Raw genomic sequence first — 17,776 nt, 5'->3', positions numbered from 1 at the left:
TAAGTTGTTACTGACTACATTTAAATCGACGGGATTAGAATGACTTTGAGCCTAAGTCACATAATGGCGAATATTCCCACAGACTGTTTAGAGCCCTAATGTATGCAGTAAAAGCCTACATAGCAATTAATCTACACAGCCAAGAATTTTTTATCACCGTAAAGAATATACTATTCTTCATTTATTTTATTACATTTGTTAAAACTCAATGTAGGAAACATATGTTAAAAAGTATCTATCTCATATCGCGTCACGTGCAATTAATATTTATTGCGACAGTTTTAGTTGCGTGCAGCCAAACACCTTTAATATCTCCTGTGAGTAAAGAGCTTGGACGTCAGGTCGCACAAAAATTAATGATTGATTTACGTTATTTTTGTGTTGCTACCATATCGAAAAAACATTGTACTCAACCCGTCACAGAATTAATCGATCCTCTAGCGAGTTTGATTGCAGATACGGGTATCGGTGGAGTAATACTGTTTGCTGAAAATATAGAAAACACATCACAAATATTGCATTTGAATTATGCGCTGCAAGAAGCTGCAAAGGCTGCAGGTCATCCTCCATTATTTATAGCGATTGACCAAGAAGGTGGGCGTGTGGTGCGTTTACCCAAACATTTAGGTACTCCATTAGCGGGTAATATGGCCATAGGTGCGACATACGCTAAATACGGTGATAGGTTCGCCACGCAAACCGGTGAAGTATTGGCAAAGGAATTAATGTCACTCGGCTTTAACTTGAACTTTGCTCCCATTGTTGATGTAAATGTAAACCCACTAAACCCTGTAATTAATGTACGTTCGTTCGGTGAAAATGCTGAAATTGTGGCTAGTTTAGGAACTGCTCAAATGACCGCTATGCAAAACCAAGGAATGATGGCTACATTAAAGCATTTCCCTGGGCATGGAGACACTAATGTTGATAGCCATACTGGCTTACCAAGGGTTGATCATAGCTTACTTCAAGTAGAGGCAACGGATTTATTACCTTTTCAACATGCCATTGATAACAGCTCTCCAGCAATGATAATGACGGCCCATATTCAATATCCTGAATTAGATAATACCAAGTTTAAAGCAAAAGACGGCAGCTCAATTATTCTACCTGCGACTATGTCTCGAAAAATTTTGACGGGGCTACTAAGAAATAAGATGGGTTATGATGGCGTGATTATAACTGACGCCCTTAATATGGCTGGTGTGTCTCATTATTTCGATGAAACCGAAGCCGTGATACAAACATTTTCAGCAGGGGCTGATATAGCCCTGATGCCTACGATAATTCGTTACCCTTCAGATATTAAAAAGCTAAAAAAACTCATTAATAATGTCGCAAATGAGGTGCAGCGAGGGCAGTTAAGCCTGGCCGAAATAGAAGCTTCGGTGCAGCGTATAGTGAGCTTAAAAGAAGGTTACCAGTTAAAGCTAAATACTCACCTGCCTATTGAACAGGCTATAAACAAGGCGACACTAACCTTGGGGTCTAAGCACCATAAAAAAATTGAACAGCAATTGGCCAACAAGGCTGTTGTGGCAGTTAAAAACAATGGCGTGTTGCCTCTAGAAAGTAACATAAATAAGGTCCTCTTAGTCATGCCGGACACCACGAAATGTATGGGGTTAACATTGGCTTTAAAGTCCCGAAAGCCAAGTTTACACATAAAATGTAATAGCATGGCAAGCCATGACGCTGACATTAAGCTAACGTCTTTGGAGTGGGCTGATATGCTAATTACTGCTGATATAATACCAGACCAAAGCTTAGCTGAACTGGGTGGTATGGATGATCTGAAGCATAAAAGTAAGCGCAGTTCTAAACAGCAGCAAAATACGCAACAGTTGAGGTTATTAAAAACTGCCAGAGACTTAGCTAAGAAGACTGTATTCGTTAGTTTCCGTACCCCGTATAAGAGTTATTTATTTTCGCCTTTCTCTGATGCCATATTAGCGAGCTTTGACTACCGCCTTAATCAAACTCAATACTGGGATGACTTTGGTCGTTTTATTACTGAATATCAAGGTCCAAGCTTTAATGCATTAGCTGATGTTATTATTGGCAATATTCAAGCTCAGGGGAGTTTACCTGTTTCGGTGCAAAGGATTAAATAATTAGAGGCGTGAGATGATAAAAGAGGGAATAAAATATTCAGTTGGAATAATGTATAGTTTCTTTTTAATAACTATTTGTATTTATTTGAATTATTAGTGGAAACCAGTTAATAATTTTAGATTTATTGGGTATTATTATTCTAAATTGACAAATAAAATATTATTGAGAAAACATGTCTACATTTACCAAGATTAAAGCCGTTAAAGATTCTTTGTCGAGCAGTGAACTAAAGTTAGCGAAGTTTGCTTTAGACTCGTCTAATGCAATTAGAGAGTTATCATCACAAGAACTGGCGAATGTGGTGGGTGTGAGTCAATCAAGTGTGGTTAAATTTTCTCAGAAATTAGGCTACAAGGGTTACCCCGCCTTTAAAATGGGGGTGATTGATGCGTTGAATACCTCTACTGCTAATAGTAACTTACATGGCAAAATCACCGTTAATGATGGCTTTGCACAAATGTCTGACAAGCTACTTAGCAGTAAGGTATCGGTATTAAATGAAACTCGAAACCTGAATGATGAAAAATCATTGGTGGCAGCTGTAGAGTTACTTAAATCTTCGAAGCGTATTTTAATTTGTGGTTTAGGTGGTTCAGCTTTAGTCGGTAAGGACTTCTCATATAAGCTTCAGAAGCTAGGAATACTGGCGATTGAAGAGGCCGATGCACATGCCCAATTGGCTTTTGCGGCTACTTTAGGTGTAAACGACCTAGTATTTGCTATTAGTGAGTCTGGTAACACCAAAGAAATTATTAATGTGGTATCTGAAGCAAAGCATAATAATACTAAGGTTATATCGCTGACGCGATTTGGTACGACCCCCATTTCTGATTTAGCTGAGGTAAAGCTATATTCAGTTGCAGATGAAGAATCAGCTCGATTGTCATCTATTTTAGCCAGAACAGCTCAAGAATTTATCATTGATATTTTATTTATCGCTATTACGCAATCTTCTCGTCAGGGTCGTCAGATATTAGAAAAGACCAATGCTGTGGTGAGTGACTTTAGGCGCTCATCCTAAGTTACTAGGATTTTTAATCTAGGTACAACAAGTAGGGTTTACGTAGTTGTTTAAAGGTTAGTAGCCCCGGTTTCCAACTTTCTTGTATTTGCTGCAAGTTTTGTCCGTTTTCAATAGCCTTTCGAAGTTTGTGAGTACCTGCTAACTTATCCATGAATTCAGGGTGCTTAAAAAATGGCACTTCTGCTTTTGAGAATGCCTGATAGGTTTTTATAAATATTCCTAAGTCTAATCCCTGTTGTGTGCTTTGTTGCAGGTTTATACCTAATAAGGTTTTATCTTGTAATTTAGGGTGTAGCGCGGCGCCAGGCCTTGATCTTGGGGTAAAGCTGAACTTCCCTAAAGGCACTTCGTTGTGGCCTACAACCTGAAATGGAAAGTCTGTTCCTCTACCGATACTGACCGGTGTTGCTTCAAAAAAACATAAGGAAGGGTAGAGTTTTACAGCTTGGCTATTGGGTAGGTTAGGGCTAGGAGCCACTGGTAATTCATAGGGCATGCTGCGTTTATAGTTAGCGTTGCTAATGGTAAATAGTGCTAATTTGCTAGCGTTTATAATCCAGTTTTCACCTTTAATCATTAAAGCCAGTTCAGCCACTGTCATGCCATGCAAAAGGGGGATTGGGTGCATGCCTACAAAAGATTGATAGTCCATTTCCAGTATTGGGCCGTCGGTAAATTTCCCGTTAGGATTAGGCCTGTCTAACACCAAAAATTGGGTGTTTGATTCTGCGGCCGCTTCCATCATGTAATGCATTGAGCTGATATAAGTGTAGAAGCGCACCCCAACATCTTGTATGTCAAATACCACTATATCAATTTGGTCCATGGTGTCTTTAGAGGGCTTTTTATGTTTACCGTAGATGGAGGTGATTTGAATACCTGTTTTGTTATCTATGGCGTTACTAACGTGTGCTCCAGCATCATGATCGCCTCTAAACCCATGCTCTGGTGCAAATATCCGAACCACATTTACATGTTTAGATAGTAAAAAGTCCACTAAGTGTGAGCCCTGTATTTGAGAGGTTTGGTTAACCACAAGGGCTACCCGTTTGCCCTTTAATAATGGCAAATAACGGTCACTTTGAGTGGCTCCTGTCTGTATATCTGCCTGGGATACTTTAGTTTGGCTAGCACAGGCACTTAAGCTGAAAACTAGTATGGCTAGTGTCAGGCGTATAACGCTTAAATTAGGCAAGGCTAGTCTCTATCGCTTTTCTTAAGAAACCTTTGTTTTGTTGAAGTAAAGCAAGGGATTGTTCGGCACTTGTATTCGTTAATATCATCATAATAGCGACTTTGGCTTCGTTGCCTGCTTGTTGTAGTGCTGCAGTAGCCGTTTCTTCATCGCAATCTGTGGCTTGCATCACAATCAGTAATGCTCGAGCATATAATTTTTTATTGCTGGCATTCACATCTACCATAAGGTTTTGATAGGTTTTGCCTATTTTTATCATGCTAGCAGTGCTCAGCATATTAAGGATTAATTTTTGAGCCGTACCTGATTTCATGCGAGTTGAGCCGGTTAGTATTTCTGGCCCTACAGGGGCACATATATCTACATCAGCTTTTTTGCCAATCGGCGAGTTTGGGTTACAGCTTACCGCCACTGTTTTGGCATCTAATGAATTAGCGTATTGTATGGCAGAAATAACATAGGGTGTTCGGCCACTAGCAGCAATACCCACTAGTACATCTTTTGAGTTAAAGTTGATGGCTTTTAAGTCTGCTATTGCTGCTTCTTGGTTATCTTCAGCTCCTTCAACGGCATGCTTTATGGCTTTTTCGCCTCCAGCTATGATGCCAATCACCATATCTTTGGCGACACTAAAAGTAGGGACACATTCAACTGCATCTAAAATACCCAAGCGGCCACTAGTTCCTGCACCTATGTAAATCAATCGGCCTTGATTGTTAAAGGCGTTAACTATGATATCTACTGCAATGGAGATGGCACATAAAGCTGGGTTTATAGCTAGAGCGACTTTCTTATCTTCTTCATTTATTTTTTGTAAGATATCTCGAGTTGTTAGTAGGTCAATGTCTATCGTTTCGTTGTTTCTGGTTTCTGACAAGATAGTGTAGAGCTCATCTAAAAGCGGATTATTATCCATAATTTTTCTCACTTTTTTTGAAGTAGGTAAATGTTACGATTTGCATATACTTTATTTGATTCATCAAAGTTAGCCTAATTTAAGTTTGATTCACAATGGCTATAAATGATTGCTCTTATCAATGGTTAACACTCAAGATAATAAGAATATCTCATAATTACTATCAAACAGATTAACCGTTTTATTCTCTAAAATACTATAAGTGTTATTAATTTATAGATCCCTGATCTTGAGAATATATTATTCTTTATTTTTTGTATATAGGTAATAATAATTGATTTTTGGGTGCAGCTAGTATCTACTAGATAAATAGACTTGGGTGTTATATTGGGCATGTTCCCATGCCTTTGGGTGATACTTTTTGTAACAGAATCACAGTGGGTGATCCGATAAAGTGACATGATAGCAGTCATCTTCTCAAAAAGTAGCTAGCTGTTTGGCAACTATGTTTTCTAACTTGTTAAGCACTGCTGCTTCACTAGCTGAGCATAGTTACATGAGTGATAGATACTTATCTGTTCACTTTTTCTAAGGTTCCATTTTAAATTTTAGGTTAGGGCATGCACCCACATATTGAAAAATTATATAAAATGTCAAGTAAGAAGTCGCGTCTGATACTTGGCTTGATGAGCGGAACGTCATTGGATGGATTAGACATTGCACTGTGTGAGATATCTGACTCTGGAACCAATACAGTCTGTAATTTAGTTGACTTTATAACCATTGATTATTGTGAAGAGTACCGCAACAAAATAAAAACTATATTTGCCAAGAGCGAAGGGAGTATAGAGCATGTATGTTTATTAAATGCATGGATCGCTCATTATCATGCGAACTTGGTGAATCAAGCCATAAAAGGCTTTGGATACAAAAATTCAGATATTGATGTTATCGCTAGTCATGGACAAACTATTTATCACAGTCCTAAAGAACAACATCAGTATGATGACTTTCCTAATGCCACCTTGCAAATAGGTGACGGTGATCATATTGCTGTGCTGACAGATATTATTACCCTAAGTGATTTCAGACAAAAGCATGTTGCCGCTGGGGGGCAGGGTGCACCTTTAGTAATGTATGGTGATTATTTGTTGTTCCACAGTACAGCTGAAAATCGCATCATGCTTAACATTGGTGGCATTGCGAATTTAACTCACTTGCCAAGCAAAGGTGATATTTCTCAAGTATTTAGTTCCGATATAGGTCCAGGCAACATCATTATGGATGCCTTTATACAAACCTTGCCAGGCAATTTACATTATGACGACGGGGCCAAAGTTGCTAGTGCTGGTAGTATTCATCAAGCTTTATTAATGGAATTAGCGAGTTCCCCCTTTTTTAAACAGCCATTTCCAAAAACCACAGGCCCAGAAGTCTTTAACCTTGATTATTTGCGTACAGCGCAACAGCAAGCTGAGGCAACAGACATCTCTAACGAGGATGTAATGGCTACCCTCTGTGATTTTACCGCTAAGTGTATAGCTGACAGTGTGGCCACAATTGGACAGTCTCTGCCTGATTTAAGTGTGTATGTTAGTGGGGGTGGGTTGCATAACCCTTTATTAATGAGGCGCATACAAATTAGGTTGAGTAATAAGCTACCACATACAAAATTATCAAGTACTACTGACTTATCATTAAACCCAGATGCTAAAGAAGCCGTTTTATTTGCTTTGTTAGCCAATGAAACCCTATGTGCAAATGCTAGTGAGCCTGCTACAGAAAAAGTAAACATGCCGCAAGTTAGCATGGGGAAAGTGAGCTTTCCAGATTGAGTTAGTTGTAAAGCTAAAATAGAAAACCTTAAGCCATAGGGAGTGATATGGATAAGCTAGTGACTTTCAGTCAGCCACCTACAAACGCAATAGTGGGTTGTGCGACTACTGCATTAACCGCAGCAGAAAAGGTTTTGTTTAAACAAATGCGGCCTGCTGGGCTAATTTTGTTTGCTCGTAATATAGCCTCACCAAGCCAAGTGTTTGTATTAGTTGATGAGTTTAAGTCCGTTACCGATAACCAATATGCGTTGGTATTGATCGATCAAGAAGGTGGCAGAGTTTCTCGCTTGCCTAAGCCGTACTGGCGCATTCCACCTAGCCCCACTGAATTTGCAAAGCTTTATCAAGAATCTCCAAAATCAGCAATTAGAGCTTGTGAGATAAATTACCAGTTAATTGGAGCTGACTTAAAGCGTGTAGGGATTAATGTTAATTGCGCCCCCATGTTAGATATTCCCCAAGCGGATGCTTCTACTGTCGTCACTGACAGAGCGTTAGGTGACACACCACAAAGTGTTATTGCTTTGGGGCAAGCCACTATCACTGGTTTGCAGCTTAGTGGTGTTGAGCCTGTGATTAAACATGGCCCTGGGCATGGCAGGGGCACAACAGATAGCCATAAAGCGTTACCTGTAGTTAATGCTGACTTAGATACTCTTGCCAAGTGGGACTTTTTACCATTTGAACATTTTAAAAATCAATCAATGCTAATGACGGCTCATATTCTTTATGCAGCTATTGATAATCAGCACCCTGGAACTTTAAGCCGAAAGGTCATAAATGAAGTGCTAAGAGAGCATATCGGTTTTGATGGCTTGATTATGACAGATGATATCGACATGCATGCGCTGAGCGGCACTACTGCGAATAAGGCGGTGCAAGCTTTAGATGCGGGTTGTGATTTGGTGTTGCAGTGTAGTGGCAAGATTGAGGATTTACAGGCTCTAGAGCCTGCCTTACAGACATTAACTGGCAATGCACTTATGCGTACTCAGATTGCTGCTACAAAAGCTTCAGCTAGTCTATCTAAAATTGATGATGCTACTTTATTAGAAGAATTAACAGAGCTGATATCAAGCAATGGAATGCCAGTATGATTGATCAATACACTGCCTTAGATGTGGCGGTTTTTACAGCATATATTTTAGTTTTGCTGACAACAGGGTATTTTTTTAATCGTCGCGCTAACACCACCAATGATTACTTTTTAGGTGGAAACAGCATGCCCGTTTGGACTGTGAGTATTTCGGTGCTGGCCACCTCCCAATCTGCCGCCACCTTCTTGGGGGGGCCCGACCAAGGTTATCGGGGAGATCTTACCTATTTAGCCACCAATATTGCAGGCTTAATAGCAGCGGTATTTGTGGCTAAATTTTTGTTGCCCAGATTTTATGCTTTGAAAGCATTCACTGTATATGAGCTACTTGGCAGCCGCTTTGGAGATAACGCTAAATATCAAGCGGGTGCGGTTTATCTGTTTGGGCGCTTATTTGCCAGTGGCTCCCGGTTATTCATGGCGGCCATCGCGGTCTCTATGATTCTATTTGGCAATGTCGAGCCCACATCAGTGATTATAGCTATTGGAATCATTACCTGTGTCGGCTTTGCCTATACGGTTTATGGGGGGATTCGCACGGTTATTTACTCAGATGTGGTGCAATGTCTTATTTATGTAAGCGCTGCATTGCTGGTACTGGGGCATCTTGTTCATTCTATTCCTCTGACTCCTAGTGAAATGGTAGAGGTTTTACATGCTCCTGGAGCAGAGCAGGCATCTAAGCTGACTTTTATTGATTTTTCGTTAGATTTTAGTAGTGCCGGTGTATTTAATATTTGGTCAATTTTAACGGGGTTTGTATTGCTAAATATTGCAGCTTTTGGCCTCGACCAAGATGTCACACAACGGATGTTAACCTGTAAAAATGCAGAAAGTGCCACTAAGGCATTAGTCTCATCTATTGTCATGGGTGTTCCTATCGTGTTGGTATTCATTTGTATTGGATTACTGCTTTTCATTTACTACCAACGACCAGACATAATGATGCAAGCCGGTACTGGCGTACCAGTACCTGAATTTGAAGGTCAAACCGTCACCATTTTTATGTATTACGTCTTAACGACTCTACCCAACGGCATTAAAGCTGTGGTGACCATAGGCATTGTGGCCGCTGCTTTGTCTACTTTAAATTCTGGTTTGAATTCAATGTCGTCAGTGGCTGTACAAGATATTTATCGGGGCTGGCTCAAAAAGGGAGCGGCAATAAGCGAAGCCAAGTTGGTAACAGTGGGTCGTTGGTGTATGGGGTTAGTGGCGATTGCTTTGGGCAGCGTTGCCTTGCTTTGTTACTACTGGCAACAATATACAGACACCCCTCTTTTGGCATTCGCCCTGAGTGTCATGGTGTTTTCTTACAGCGGGCTACTAGGTATTTATTTTACTGCTTTGTTTTCTAAGCGTGGTACCCCGTCGTCTATTCTTGCTGCTCTAGTCGTTGGGTTTTCCATCCCTGTGTTAATGCAGCCTTACGTTCAATCTTTGTACTTGCCCAGCCATTGGCAGTTTGACTTGGCTTTTACCTGGCAGTTGGTGATTGGCACCACAGTATCGACCCTAGTGTGTTTAACAAAGAAGAATAAATAGTCATAAATTCACGTTTTATTGAGAGGAAGTAATAGTGTCACAATCACTCATGGCGAAAGAAGCTTTGCAAGCTCCTGAGCAAATCAGGCGTCAGTTGTATGAGAACCAAAATACAGTTAAAGATATAGTTGCAAGAGTAAAAATGTTTGCGCCAAAAATGGTGTACTTGATTGGTAGAGGCTCATCAGATCATGCTGGAGTATATGCAAAGTACTTAATTGAAACGGAATTAGGCATTCCAGTATGTGCGGCAGCGCCTTCTGTAAGCACTTTGTTTGGCAAAACACTGCAATTGGAGCATGCCTTAGTTATTTGTATTTCTCAGTCGGGTAAAAGCCCAGATATTTTGCATCAAGTTAAACAAGCTAAACAGACAGGGGCTTTGTGTTTGGCCTTAGTTAATGATGAATCGTCGCCTTTAGCCAAGTTAGTTGATCAAGTATTACCCCTAAAAGCGGGGCCAGAAAAAGCGGTGGCAGCCACCAAAAGTTTTTTATGTACCCTAAGCGCAATTGCGTCTTTAGTGGCCCAATGGGCAGACTCCAAAGAGTTAACTTTCGGTTTACAGAGTTTGCCTGCTCAGTTAGAAGAGGTAGTCAGTCAGGCACCCAAGTTAGGGGTTAATGACTTAAAGCAGGTGAAACATTGTGTGGTATTAGGTAGAGGGTTTGGTTACGCCATTGGCCGTGAATTAGCCCTTAAGCTAAAAGAAGTGTGTGGGATTCATGCAGAGGCCTTTAGCAGTGCTGAATTTTTACATGGGCCAATTACGTTAGTGGCAAACAAATTGACGCTGCTGAATATTGAGATAGAAGATGAAACCTTTGGGCACCACAAAAAGCAGATAGATGAGGTTGTCCGAAGAGGGGGGCAAGTGTTGACCTTAAACATCAATAAGCAGAACCAGTCTGCTGAAAATATTTATAAACGATTCATCCCTTTGGCAATTATGCTGCGCTTTTACCTTGATATCGAAGGCATTGCACAGCAAATGGGTTTAAATCCAGACGAGCCTGTTGGCCTGAATAAAGTCACGCAGACTTTATAATTATGTATTAGTTTGATAGTGAGATTTTGGGAATGACGTGGTTTTCTGCAAAACAATTTTTTGATGGCGCTGAGTTACATAGCGATTATTATTTTGAAGTTGAAAAGGGTGTGATCAGCTCGGTTTCAGCTAGCTCTGTCGTTTGTGATGCGCACTTAGATGGTTTGGTAGCGCCGGGCTTTGTGGATACTCAGGTTAATGGTGGCGGCGGAGTATTGTTTAATCAGGCTCCCAGTTTAGCTTCTCTGAAAAGCATGTTATCGGCCCATCGCCAATATGGCACTACGACTATGACGCCAACTTTAATTACCGATAGTTTACCTGTTATGCAACAAGCTGCTGATGCCATAGCAGAGGCCGTGTCTGAGAATTTGCAGGGCATAGCTGGGGTTCATTTTGAAGGACCCCATCTAAGTATTACTAAAAGAGGGATTCACCCGTCTGAGCAAGTGCGTGTAATTTCAGATGCAGAACTGAACCTTATTACCCGTTCTGATTTAGGTAAAGTGTTACTGACCATAGCGCCAGAGAATGTTGGGCCTGATGTTATAAAAGATCTAGTCAGTCGTGGGCTGATAGTGTCTTTAGGTCATTCTAATGCTGATTTTAATACTGTTTTGGCAGCAATCGAGGCTGGGGCAACAGGGGCCACTCATTTGTATAATGCTATGTCAGGTTTACAAGCTAGAGCGCCAGGACTAATAGCTGCGGTGCTAACCGATGAGCGTATCACTTCAGGTTTGATTGTTGATTTGTTGCATGTGCATAGTGCCAATTGTCGTTTGGCGTTTAAAGCTAAATCAGCTAAAGGTATTATGTTAGTCACAGATGCAATGGCCCATGTGGGGAGTGATTTAATTCAGTTACCCTGGTTAGACACCGTGATTACCCGTGATGGCGATAAGCTCACTACACCAAATGGCACTTTAGCTGGGTCTTGCTTAGATATGATGGGCGCAGTTAGGCGAGCGCATCAAGTGGTGGGGGTGGCGTTAACCGATGCTTTGTATAGTGCGTCGAAGACCCCAGCTAAGTTTCTTGGCTTAGAAAACGTGGGGCATTTGAGCATAGGCGCTCAAGCTGATTTTGTGGTAATAGATAAGCATTTACAAGTGGATAGTGTTTTTCAAGGAGGGATCAAGCAGTAGTGCTATAAAATTTACTATCTCGAGCGTATTTTTGATAGATTCTATGTATAAGGAACTGATTCAAGTCTGAATAGTCCTAAACCTTAAATATCGACTGTTTAGAATCATAAATACAATCGACCAAGTTCATTTTTAAATTTAGTTTGGGAAATATGAAGTGCTACTGAATCATAAATACAATTTTTTATATGTACATATTGCTAAAACTGGTGGCACAAGTATTCGTTCAGTATTGAATAAATTGCGTTGGCGTTGTCCTATGTATTACTTAATGTTTCCTGGCCATAAAATTAGTAATTTTTGTGGGCATACCACAGCCACTAAGTTTCCCCGCCATGCAGGTGTTATTGCCGCTAAAGAAATGCTCCCTGATGAATTTTTCAATAAACTCTATAAATTCGCTTTTGTGCGTAACCCGTGGGATTTACAAGTATCTTCTTACCACCACATTCAACGTGAGAGGCCAGAGTTATTAGCGGGCATAAAAGATTTTAATGAATTTATAGAGTATAAATTTGATCCCGCGCGCCCGTATATTTTCCATTTTGACATTGCCACAAAATTACAAACCGACCATCTAATTGACTTAAAAGGCAATATTGTTGTGGATTTTATGGGTAGATACGAAACCCTGCATGATGATTTTGAAGTGATTAAAAAAGAATTAGGTTTAAAGGACGTGTCTATTCCCCATAAACGTAAGGCAACTGACCGCAAAAAAGATTATCGCGAATATTACAATACACGTTCAATTGATGCTGTAGCCAAACATTACCAACAAGATATCGATTTATTGAAATATCAGTTTGAGTAGATTGGCTTACAGAGCTATTGTAAAGCTTGGGTATATGCTTGTAATAATGTTTCCCAGTCTGATTGTTGCCAATTAATTTTGGCTAATGTTTTTTCTTTGTCAAAAGAGCGCTTTAGTCGCTCTATATTGCTGGGCTTCCAATCACCTTCCGGTTTAATAGCACACTTGTCAAAATCAATTAGCCAAGCTTTGAGGGTGTTATCTAGCATAATGTTTCGTATATTTAAGTCGTGGTGATACACCTGGTGATTATGAAAGTCAGCGATGGTTTTACCTATTGTTTGCCAAGCTTCAATGGGAAGAGTTTGCTGCATTAAAATATGGTGTAAATCTAGCGCCTCTGGAATTTTCTCTAAAATAATATCGGCACAGTAATACATTCCATACTTAACGACGCTTGCGGCTACAGGTGCTGGACAATGAAGTTTTTGGTTGTGCATGTGCTCTAGTAAATTAAACTCTAGCCAAGCTCTGGTATTTTTTAAGCCGTTGTAAAAGTATTGGTCAGATAAAACTTTGCCAATTAAACCGCCCCGGCGGTAACGGCGTAAAACATACTCTTTGTTGTCATGCTTAAAAAAGTAAGTGGTGCCACGCCCAGCAGCTTTGCCAATTAAAGCGTCTTTAGATTGCCAATATTTTTTAGTAAATATGTCTTTGTTAGGATTATCAAAATGGGCAGGGTCAAAAAGTATTGTTTGCTTGTTGTTGGTGTTTAGCTTGATATCAGGCATGTTACAATCAGAAAATAAATATTGGGTGTATTGTATACCTATACCCAAGCCACCTCAAAACTCACGCTGAAACGCGCATTTTGAGATAGTTAACGTTCAAGCATATTCGTTTGTATCGACCTAGGGTAATTCCGCCGTAAATTATGAAAAACTCAGTAACTGATAAATCCAAAACAAATGAAGTTGAATTGATCGTAGGTAATTCAAATTCTAATTTTTCCGGTGTGACCTCTACTATGCTGCAGGTGATGTCCTATCAAAAAGAGTTAATTAACTTACGGATCATGGGAGAGCACTTTTTACCAGATCCTAGTTTGGCTATTTCTTTTTGGGATACAGTTAAGATGTGTCGTAAGCCGCTAAAAAGTGGCAAGTTTCGAGTGTTTCATGCCAGACGCGTAGATGAGATGATCCAAGGTCTCATTTTAAAGTACTTCTTTAAAGCAAAACTTAAACTGGTGTTTAGTTCAGCGGCGCAGCGTAAACGGTCAGGCTCTACTGTGTGGCTAAGCCGGAAAATGGACGCAGTATTAGCGATGAGTCGGCGTTCTGCTAGTTTTTTGTCTGATCCACCTACTATGATAAGCCCCCATGGTGTGCAAATTAATGACTATCAAGCAGCTGAAGATAAAGCAAAAGCTTGGGAAGCCCTAGGGTATGGCGGAAAAATAGGTATTGGCATTTTAGGGCGAGTTAGAAAACAAAAAGGCGTGCATCTATTTGTGCAAGCTTGTATTGAGCTACTTGATAAGTACCCAGATGTGAATGCAGTGGTAGTGGGCGCTATTTCATCAAGTAATACGGCTTTTGTTGAAGAGCTAAAACGAAAAGTAGCTGATGCTGGCTTAGCAGAGCGGGTTACGTTTACTGGTGAACTACCATTTGAGAATATTCCCGCAATTTTTAGTGCGCTATCTTTAGTGGCAGCCTTAAGTGAAAATGAAGGCTTTGGTCTGACTGTGTTAGAGGCCATGAGCTGTGAAGCTGCTGTACTAGCCACAGAGGCTGGGGCATGGGAAGAGATTATTCGCCCTGGCGCAGACGGCTACATAGTACCTGTTAATGATCAGGCAGCAGTGACTGAAAAAATGGAGTTATTGCTTTCTGATTTTGAAAAGCTGCTGAAAATGGGTAAAAACGGCAGGCAAAGAGTTGAGCAAGAATACCGCGTTGAAGATGAAGCTAAACGGCTGGTGGATTTTTTTCGTTCAATTCAATGAGATACCATATCTACGACGAATAGATTAACTCGAGTGTTTTCTCAATGGCGCCACCATTTTTTTCAAGTACTTGTTTACCAGCCGCGCCCGCTGTTTTTCTTTGTGTTGGGTTGTTTAACCAATCTTGAAACGCTGATTTTATATCTTCAGTATTTTCAACATTTCTTAGTGCTTTAGCTGACTCTAAAGCTGCACAAATGGCTGGGTTATTATATCTAGATGGCCCCATAATCATTGGAACGCCTACCGCTGCGGGTTCTAGTGCATTATGACCGCCTCTGTCAGCCAAGCTCCCTCCAACAAATGCAATATCCGCTAGAGCGTAAATGGCTCTCAGTTTACCCATTTGATTGCATAGGAGTACTTGGGTTGAGTCGTCGCAGGGCTTTAATTCACTCATTAAATTAACCTGAATATTCTGGCCTTTTAATAACTGATATACCTTTTCAAACCGCTGTGGGTGTCTAGGTACAATAATCAATAAAAGATTTGGATATTGTCGTATTAATGGTAAATAAGCATCGATTAGTAACTGTTCTTCAGGAGCATGAGTACTGGCCCCTACCAATATATCTCTGTGACCAATGGTAAATGTGTGTTTGATGACTTCAGTGGTTTTAATATCGGTATCACTAAAGCTTAGGTCAAATTTTATGTTGTTGGTTAAAAATAGCCGGTTGCGATCTACTCCTAAGTCAAGATAGTTGTCGTAGTCTCTTTGTCCTTGGGCACAAATAGCGCTGAAATTCGCAAACATGGGAGAAAACAAGCTTGGAAATTTTCTATATGTTACTTTGGATTTGTCACTCATTCTGCCATTGATAATGTAAATGGGGATCTGCGCTTTGTTACAAGCTCTGCTGAAATTTGGCCATAATTCCATTTCATTAATTAGAATTTTTTTAGGTGCTAGACGTCGAATAAATGAAGTAACAAATAGTGGAAAATCATAGGGGAAATAAACATGTTTTACCCTACCTTCAAAAAGTAAATTTACTCTTTCTGCTCCTGTAGTGGTGGATGTTGAAATAGTAATGCCCTGTTCCGGGTTGGTCTTTATAAGACGCTCAACTAGGGTTTGAACTGCTACCACTTCTCCGACAGATGAACAGTGTATCAATATCCCTTGTCTGCTAATTTTTTGCGTGAATAACAAGCCATATCGAGAAAGCCTTGAGATTGAATATCCAGATTTTTTACTCAAATACTGCACAATAAAATGGCACAAAGTGAATGGGGTGAGTATCAGCCACAACAAGGAGTAGCAAAACAAAGCTAGTTTTTGTTTTAAGTCGAGGTGGTTTTTTGGGGACATGTTTGTGCAATTGATTAGTAAGAGACGCAGGTCTAATTTTAACAGCTTTTTTTGTAGTATAAAGTGGCAAAGTTTTTCAGTAATAATTAATGCCCTCCTAACTGGTTGAACAGTCTTTATTTTTCAAAAACTATAGACTTTTGGCTTAGGTCGCTTAGTATAAAAAACATACCTTTGAGAGGCGTTTTGTTTGCTTAGAATTTGCATGCTGAGTCAGTTATTACTTTTGCTCCTATCAATTATGCCCATAGCGCATAGTCAGGACTCTTTCGTGCAGGTTGTTGTGAATACCTCAGTCCCAACTGACGACATGACTAAAGTACAAGCAAGAAGGGTCTTTTCAATGCGCCAAGTATCTTGGGCCAATGACTCCACTATTACCGTTTATGTGATGGAAGATCACCATCCAACCCATAAAGTTTTTAGCACTCAGGTGTTAGGACTATTTCCTTACCAGCTAGATCGTATTTGGAACAAATTAGTTTATTCAGGTTTGGGGGAAGAACCTATTAAGGTTAAAAATGAACAAGAAATGCTTGAGAGAATCAGTAGCACTCCAGGGGCCATTGGTTACCTTATGAGTAATATTCAAATTGATAATTTCAATGTAAAAATTATTCGTGTTGGTGAGGGGTAAATGGGCATGGTGCGGTTAATATTAGGGTTATCGATATTGCTTGTAGCTTGTTTCGTTTCAGCCTTGTCCCATGCCCGAGAAGTGAAAGTAAATGGGTTTATAGCACAAGGTGTTATTCAAGCTGATGGGTCTAATTTTGTTGAGGATGACGGAGATATTTCCTTTAAATTAACAGAAGTAGGTCTTAACTCTTCTTATCGTTTCAATTCCATTTTTAGGGTCGCCGGGCAAGCTGTTTATTTGGATGGCGGTAATCGTTATCAGCAGGGCGCCAGAATTGACTATTTGTTTTTAGAGTCGCAACTATATGATAGTGACCAATGGAGTGTTAAAGCTCAATTAGGTCGGAACAAAAATTATCATTGGTTATATTCAGCCACTCGAGATGTGCCTCATACAAGGCCATCTATTATTTTACCCCAATCTCTATATTTTGATGTGTTTCGAGATGTAGCCCTTGGTGTGGATGGTTTAGCTTTAGTGACTCAGGGCAATAATAGCCTTGGAGAGTGGGATATTAATTTCAGCTTGGGTACCTCACCTATTAGCTCAGAACAAAGGACTAATTTACTCGGGGCATCGGCCAAAGGTAAATTGAAGCATGATAGCGATAAGCAGTTTAGCGTGTATTGGCGTCCAAATTTAAGTGGTTTTCAATATGGCCTTTCTGTTATTGATGCTGATTTTAGATATGTTCAAGGTGAAAATGATGCCTTTGTAAATGGTAAAGAAACATCTCAGCGTTTTATGTTTAATGTGATGTATCAAGGTTCTAAGCATGAGGTTGCTCTAGAGGTAATGCGTGAAAGAACTATCGCAGAAGACGTCTTATTTGCGGGTTTTTATAGTGATACTTTTGCTGAGGGGGGCTACTTTCAATGGCGATACTTTTTGCCACAAAACTTAACTTGGATGGCGAGACTAGATTTATACGACCGCGATAGAGACGATAGAAATGGGAATTTAATTAGTACCCTGAGTCAGGGGGTTGTCCCTAGTTATTTCGGTTATATGGACCAAGCGACTTTAGGGCTGACATGGGAGTTTTCAGGAAACATTCAGATACAGGCTGAAATTCATAGAGTTAAGGGGGCGGCAAGGCTAGCGCCTATCTTTACTCCTAATATTGCTTTAAACCGTAATAAGTACTGGAATATATGGGCAGTGCAATTGATGTATTGGTTTTAAGAA

General features: G+C 40.1%; 15 protein-coding genes. 11 read left to right on the top strand and 4 right to left on the bottom strand.

Annotated elements, in window-relative coordinates:
* Nucleotides 1–221: 221 nt before the first annotated feature.
* Together ABJE44_RS00340 and ABJE44_RS00335 are read left to right on the top strand one after the other, a co-directional pair.
* Nucleotides 222–2,114 (top strand): glycoside hydrolase family 3 protein, encoded by a 1,893-nt coding sequence (locus tag ABJE44_RS00340; protein ID WP_348113610.1) that lies wholly within the window; start codon nucleotides 222–224, stop codon nucleotides 2,112–2,114.
* A 173-nt stretch (nucleotides 2,115–2,287) separates the two neighbouring features.
* A complete protein-coding gene (locus ABJE44_RS00335; RefSeq protein ID WP_348113609.1) occupies nucleotides 2,288–3,136 on the top strand; it encodes a MurR/RpiR family transcriptional regulator in 849 nt (282 codons plus the stop codon).
* A 13-nt stretch (nucleotides 3,137–3,149) separates the two neighbouring features.
* Here the strand turns inward: ABJE44_RS00335 and ABJE44_RS00330 are convergent, their stop codons facing one another.
* On the bottom strand, nucleotides 3,150–4,241 hold the full coding sequence (locus ABJE44_RS00330) for a DUF1343 domain-containing protein (protein WP_348113647.1): 1,092 nt from the start codon (nucleotides 4,239–4,241) through the stop codon (nucleotides 3,150–3,152).
* 85 nt (nucleotides 4,242–4,326) lie between these two features.
* Nucleotides 4,327–5,250 (bottom strand): N-acetylmuramic acid 6-phosphate etherase, encoded by a 924-nt coding sequence (gene murQ / locus ABJE44_RS00325; RefSeq protein ID WP_348113608.1) that lies wholly within the window; start codon nucleotides 5,248–5,250, stop codon nucleotides 4,327–4,329.
* Nucleotides 5,251–5,810: 560 nt separating this feature from the next.
* Here murQ and ABJE44_RS00320 point away from each other — a divergent pair.
* The 6 genes from ABJE44_RS00320 to ABJE44_RS00295 all read left to right on the top strand — a co-directional run bounded on the left by ABJE44_RS00320 (nucleotide 5,811) and on the right by ABJE44_RS00295 (nucleotide 12,679).
* The gene (locus tag ABJE44_RS00320) at nucleotides 5,811–7,025 is read left to right on the top strand and encodes an anhydro-N-acetylmuramic acid kinase (RefSeq protein WP_348113607.1); all 1,215 of its coding nucleotides are present in this window, start codon (nucleotides 5,811–5,813) and stop codon (nucleotides 7,023–7,025) included.
* 47 nt (nucleotides 7,026–7,072) lie between these two features.
* Nucleotides 7,073–8,125, top strand: a complete 1,053-nt coding sequence (nagZ, locus tag ABJE44_RS00315) for a beta-N-acetylhexosaminidase (protein WP_348113606.1) — start codon at nucleotides 7,073–7,075, stop codon at nucleotides 8,123–8,125.
* Nucleotides 8,122–9,669 carry a sodium:solute symporter gene (locus ABJE44_RS00310; RefSeq protein ID WP_348113605.1) on the top strand — a complete coding sequence of 516 codons (1,548 nt, stop codon included), beginning with the start codon at nucleotides 8,122–8,124 and terminating at the stop codon, nucleotides 9,667–9,669. The genes nagZ and ABJE44_RS00310 overlap by 4 nt, the downstream gene beginning before the upstream one ends.
* 34 nt (nucleotides 9,670–9,703) lie before the next feature.
* Nucleotides 9,704–10,717, top strand: a complete 1,014-nt coding sequence (locus tag ABJE44_RS00305; protein WP_348113604.1) for an SIS domain-containing protein — start codon at nucleotides 9,704–9,706, stop codon at nucleotides 10,715–10,717.
* Between the two features lie 32 nt (nucleotides 10,718–10,749).
* On the top strand, nucleotides 10,750–11,865 hold the full coding sequence (gene nagA / locus ABJE44_RS00300; RefSeq protein ID WP_348113603.1) for an N-acetylglucosamine-6-phosphate deacetylase: 1,116 nt from the start codon (nucleotides 10,750–10,752) through the stop codon (nucleotides 11,863–11,865).
* 157 nt (nucleotides 11,866–12,022) lie between these two features.
* Entirely contained in the window at nucleotides 12,023–12,679 is a 657-nt protein-coding gene (locus tag ABJE44_RS00295; protein ID WP_348113602.1) for a sulfotransferase family 2 domain-containing protein, read from the top strand.
* A gap of 14 nt (nucleotides 12,680–12,693) precedes the next feature.
* Here ABJE44_RS00295 and ABJE44_RS00290 read toward each other — a convergent pair whose 3' ends face one another.
* Nucleotides 12,694–13,413, bottom strand: coding sequence for a 3-deoxy-D-manno-octulosonic acid kinase (locus ABJE44_RS00290; RefSeq protein WP_348113601.1), 720 nt, complete (start codon nucleotides 13,411–13,413; stop codon nucleotides 12,694–12,696).
* Between the two features lie 143 nt (nucleotides 13,414–13,556).
* On the opposite strand from ABJE44_RS00290, the gene ABJE44_RS00285 reads away from it, so the two are divergent.
* Nucleotides 13,557–14,633 carry a glycosyltransferase family 4 protein gene (locus ABJE44_RS00285; protein WP_348113599.1) on the top strand — a complete coding sequence of 359 codons (1,077 nt, stop codon included), beginning with the start codon at nucleotides 13,557–13,559 and terminating at the stop codon, nucleotides 14,631–14,633.
* A gap of 10 nt (nucleotides 14,634–14,643) precedes the next feature.
* Here the strand turns inward: ABJE44_RS00285 and ABJE44_RS00280 are convergent, their stop codons facing one another.
* On the bottom strand, nucleotides 14,644–15,846 hold the full coding sequence (locus tag ABJE44_RS00280) for a 3-deoxy-D-manno-octulosonic acid transferase (RefSeq protein ID WP_348113646.1): 1,203 nt from the start codon (nucleotides 15,844–15,846) through the stop codon (nucleotides 14,644–14,646).
* Between the two features lie 292 nt (nucleotides 15,847–16,138).
* Here ABJE44_RS00280 and ABJE44_RS00275 point away from each other — a divergent pair, with 292 nt between their 5' ends.
* Both ABJE44_RS00275 and ABJE44_RS00270 read left to right on the top strand, forming a co-directional pair.
* Nucleotides 16,139–16,585, top strand: coding sequence for a hypothetical protein (locus ABJE44_RS00275; RefSeq protein WP_348113597.1), 447 nt, complete (start codon nucleotides 16,139–16,141; stop codon nucleotides 16,583–16,585).
* 6 nt (nucleotides 16,586–16,591) lie between these two features.
* Nucleotides 16,592–17,773: a TonB-dependent receptor gene (locus ABJE44_RS00270; RefSeq protein WP_348113595.1), complete on the top strand. Its 1,182-nt coding sequence runs from the start codon at nucleotides 16,592–16,594 to the stop codon at nucleotides 17,771–17,773.
* Nucleotides 17,774–17,776 lie beyond the last annotated feature (3 nt).

This window comes from Paraglaciecola sp., from assembly GCF_039942875.1.
Taxonomy (GTDB): Bacteria; Pseudomonadota; Gammaproteobacteria; order Enterobacterales; family Alteromonadaceae; genus Paraglaciecola.
This window is presented reverse-complemented; position numbering and strand designations above follow the sequence as displayed.

Coding starts and splice junctions, on each gene's coding strand:
- ABJE44_RS00340 (WP_348113610.1), top strand. CDS start 222: ATGTTAAAAAGTATCTATCTCATATCGCGTCACGTGCAATTAATATTT.
- ABJE44_RS00335 (WP_348113609.1), top strand. CDS start 2,288: ATGTCTACATTTACCAAGATTAAAGCCGTTAAAGATTCTTTGTCGAGC.
- murQ (WP_348113608.1), bottom strand. CDS start 5,250: ATGGATAATAATCCGCTTTTAGATGAGCTCTACACTATCTTGTCAGAA.
- ABJE44_RS00320 (WP_348113607.1), top strand. CDS start 5,811: ATGCACCCACATATTGAAAAATTATATAAAATGTCAAGTAAGAAGTCG.
- nagZ (WP_348113606.1), top strand. CDS start 7,073: ATGGATAAGCTAGTGACTTTCAGTCAGCCACCTACAAACGCAATAGTG.
- ABJE44_RS00310 (WP_348113605.1), top strand. CDS start 8,122: ATGATTGATCAATACACTGCCTTAGATGTGGCGGTTTTTACAGCATAT.
- nagA (WP_348113603.1), top strand. CDS start 10,750: ATGACGTGGTTTTCTGCAAAACAATTTTTTGATGGCGCTGAGTTACAT.
- ABJE44_RS00290 (WP_348113601.1), bottom strand. CDS start 13,413: ATGCCTGATATCAAGCTAAACACCAACAACAAGCAAACAATACTTTTT.
- ABJE44_RS00285 (WP_348113599.1), top strand. CDS start 13,557: ATGAAAAACTCAGTAACTGATAAATCCAAAACAAATGAAGTTGAATTG.
- ABJE44_RS00270 (WP_348113595.1), top strand. CDS start 16,592: ATGGTGCGGTTAATATTAGGGTTATCGATATTGCTTGTAGCTTGTTTC.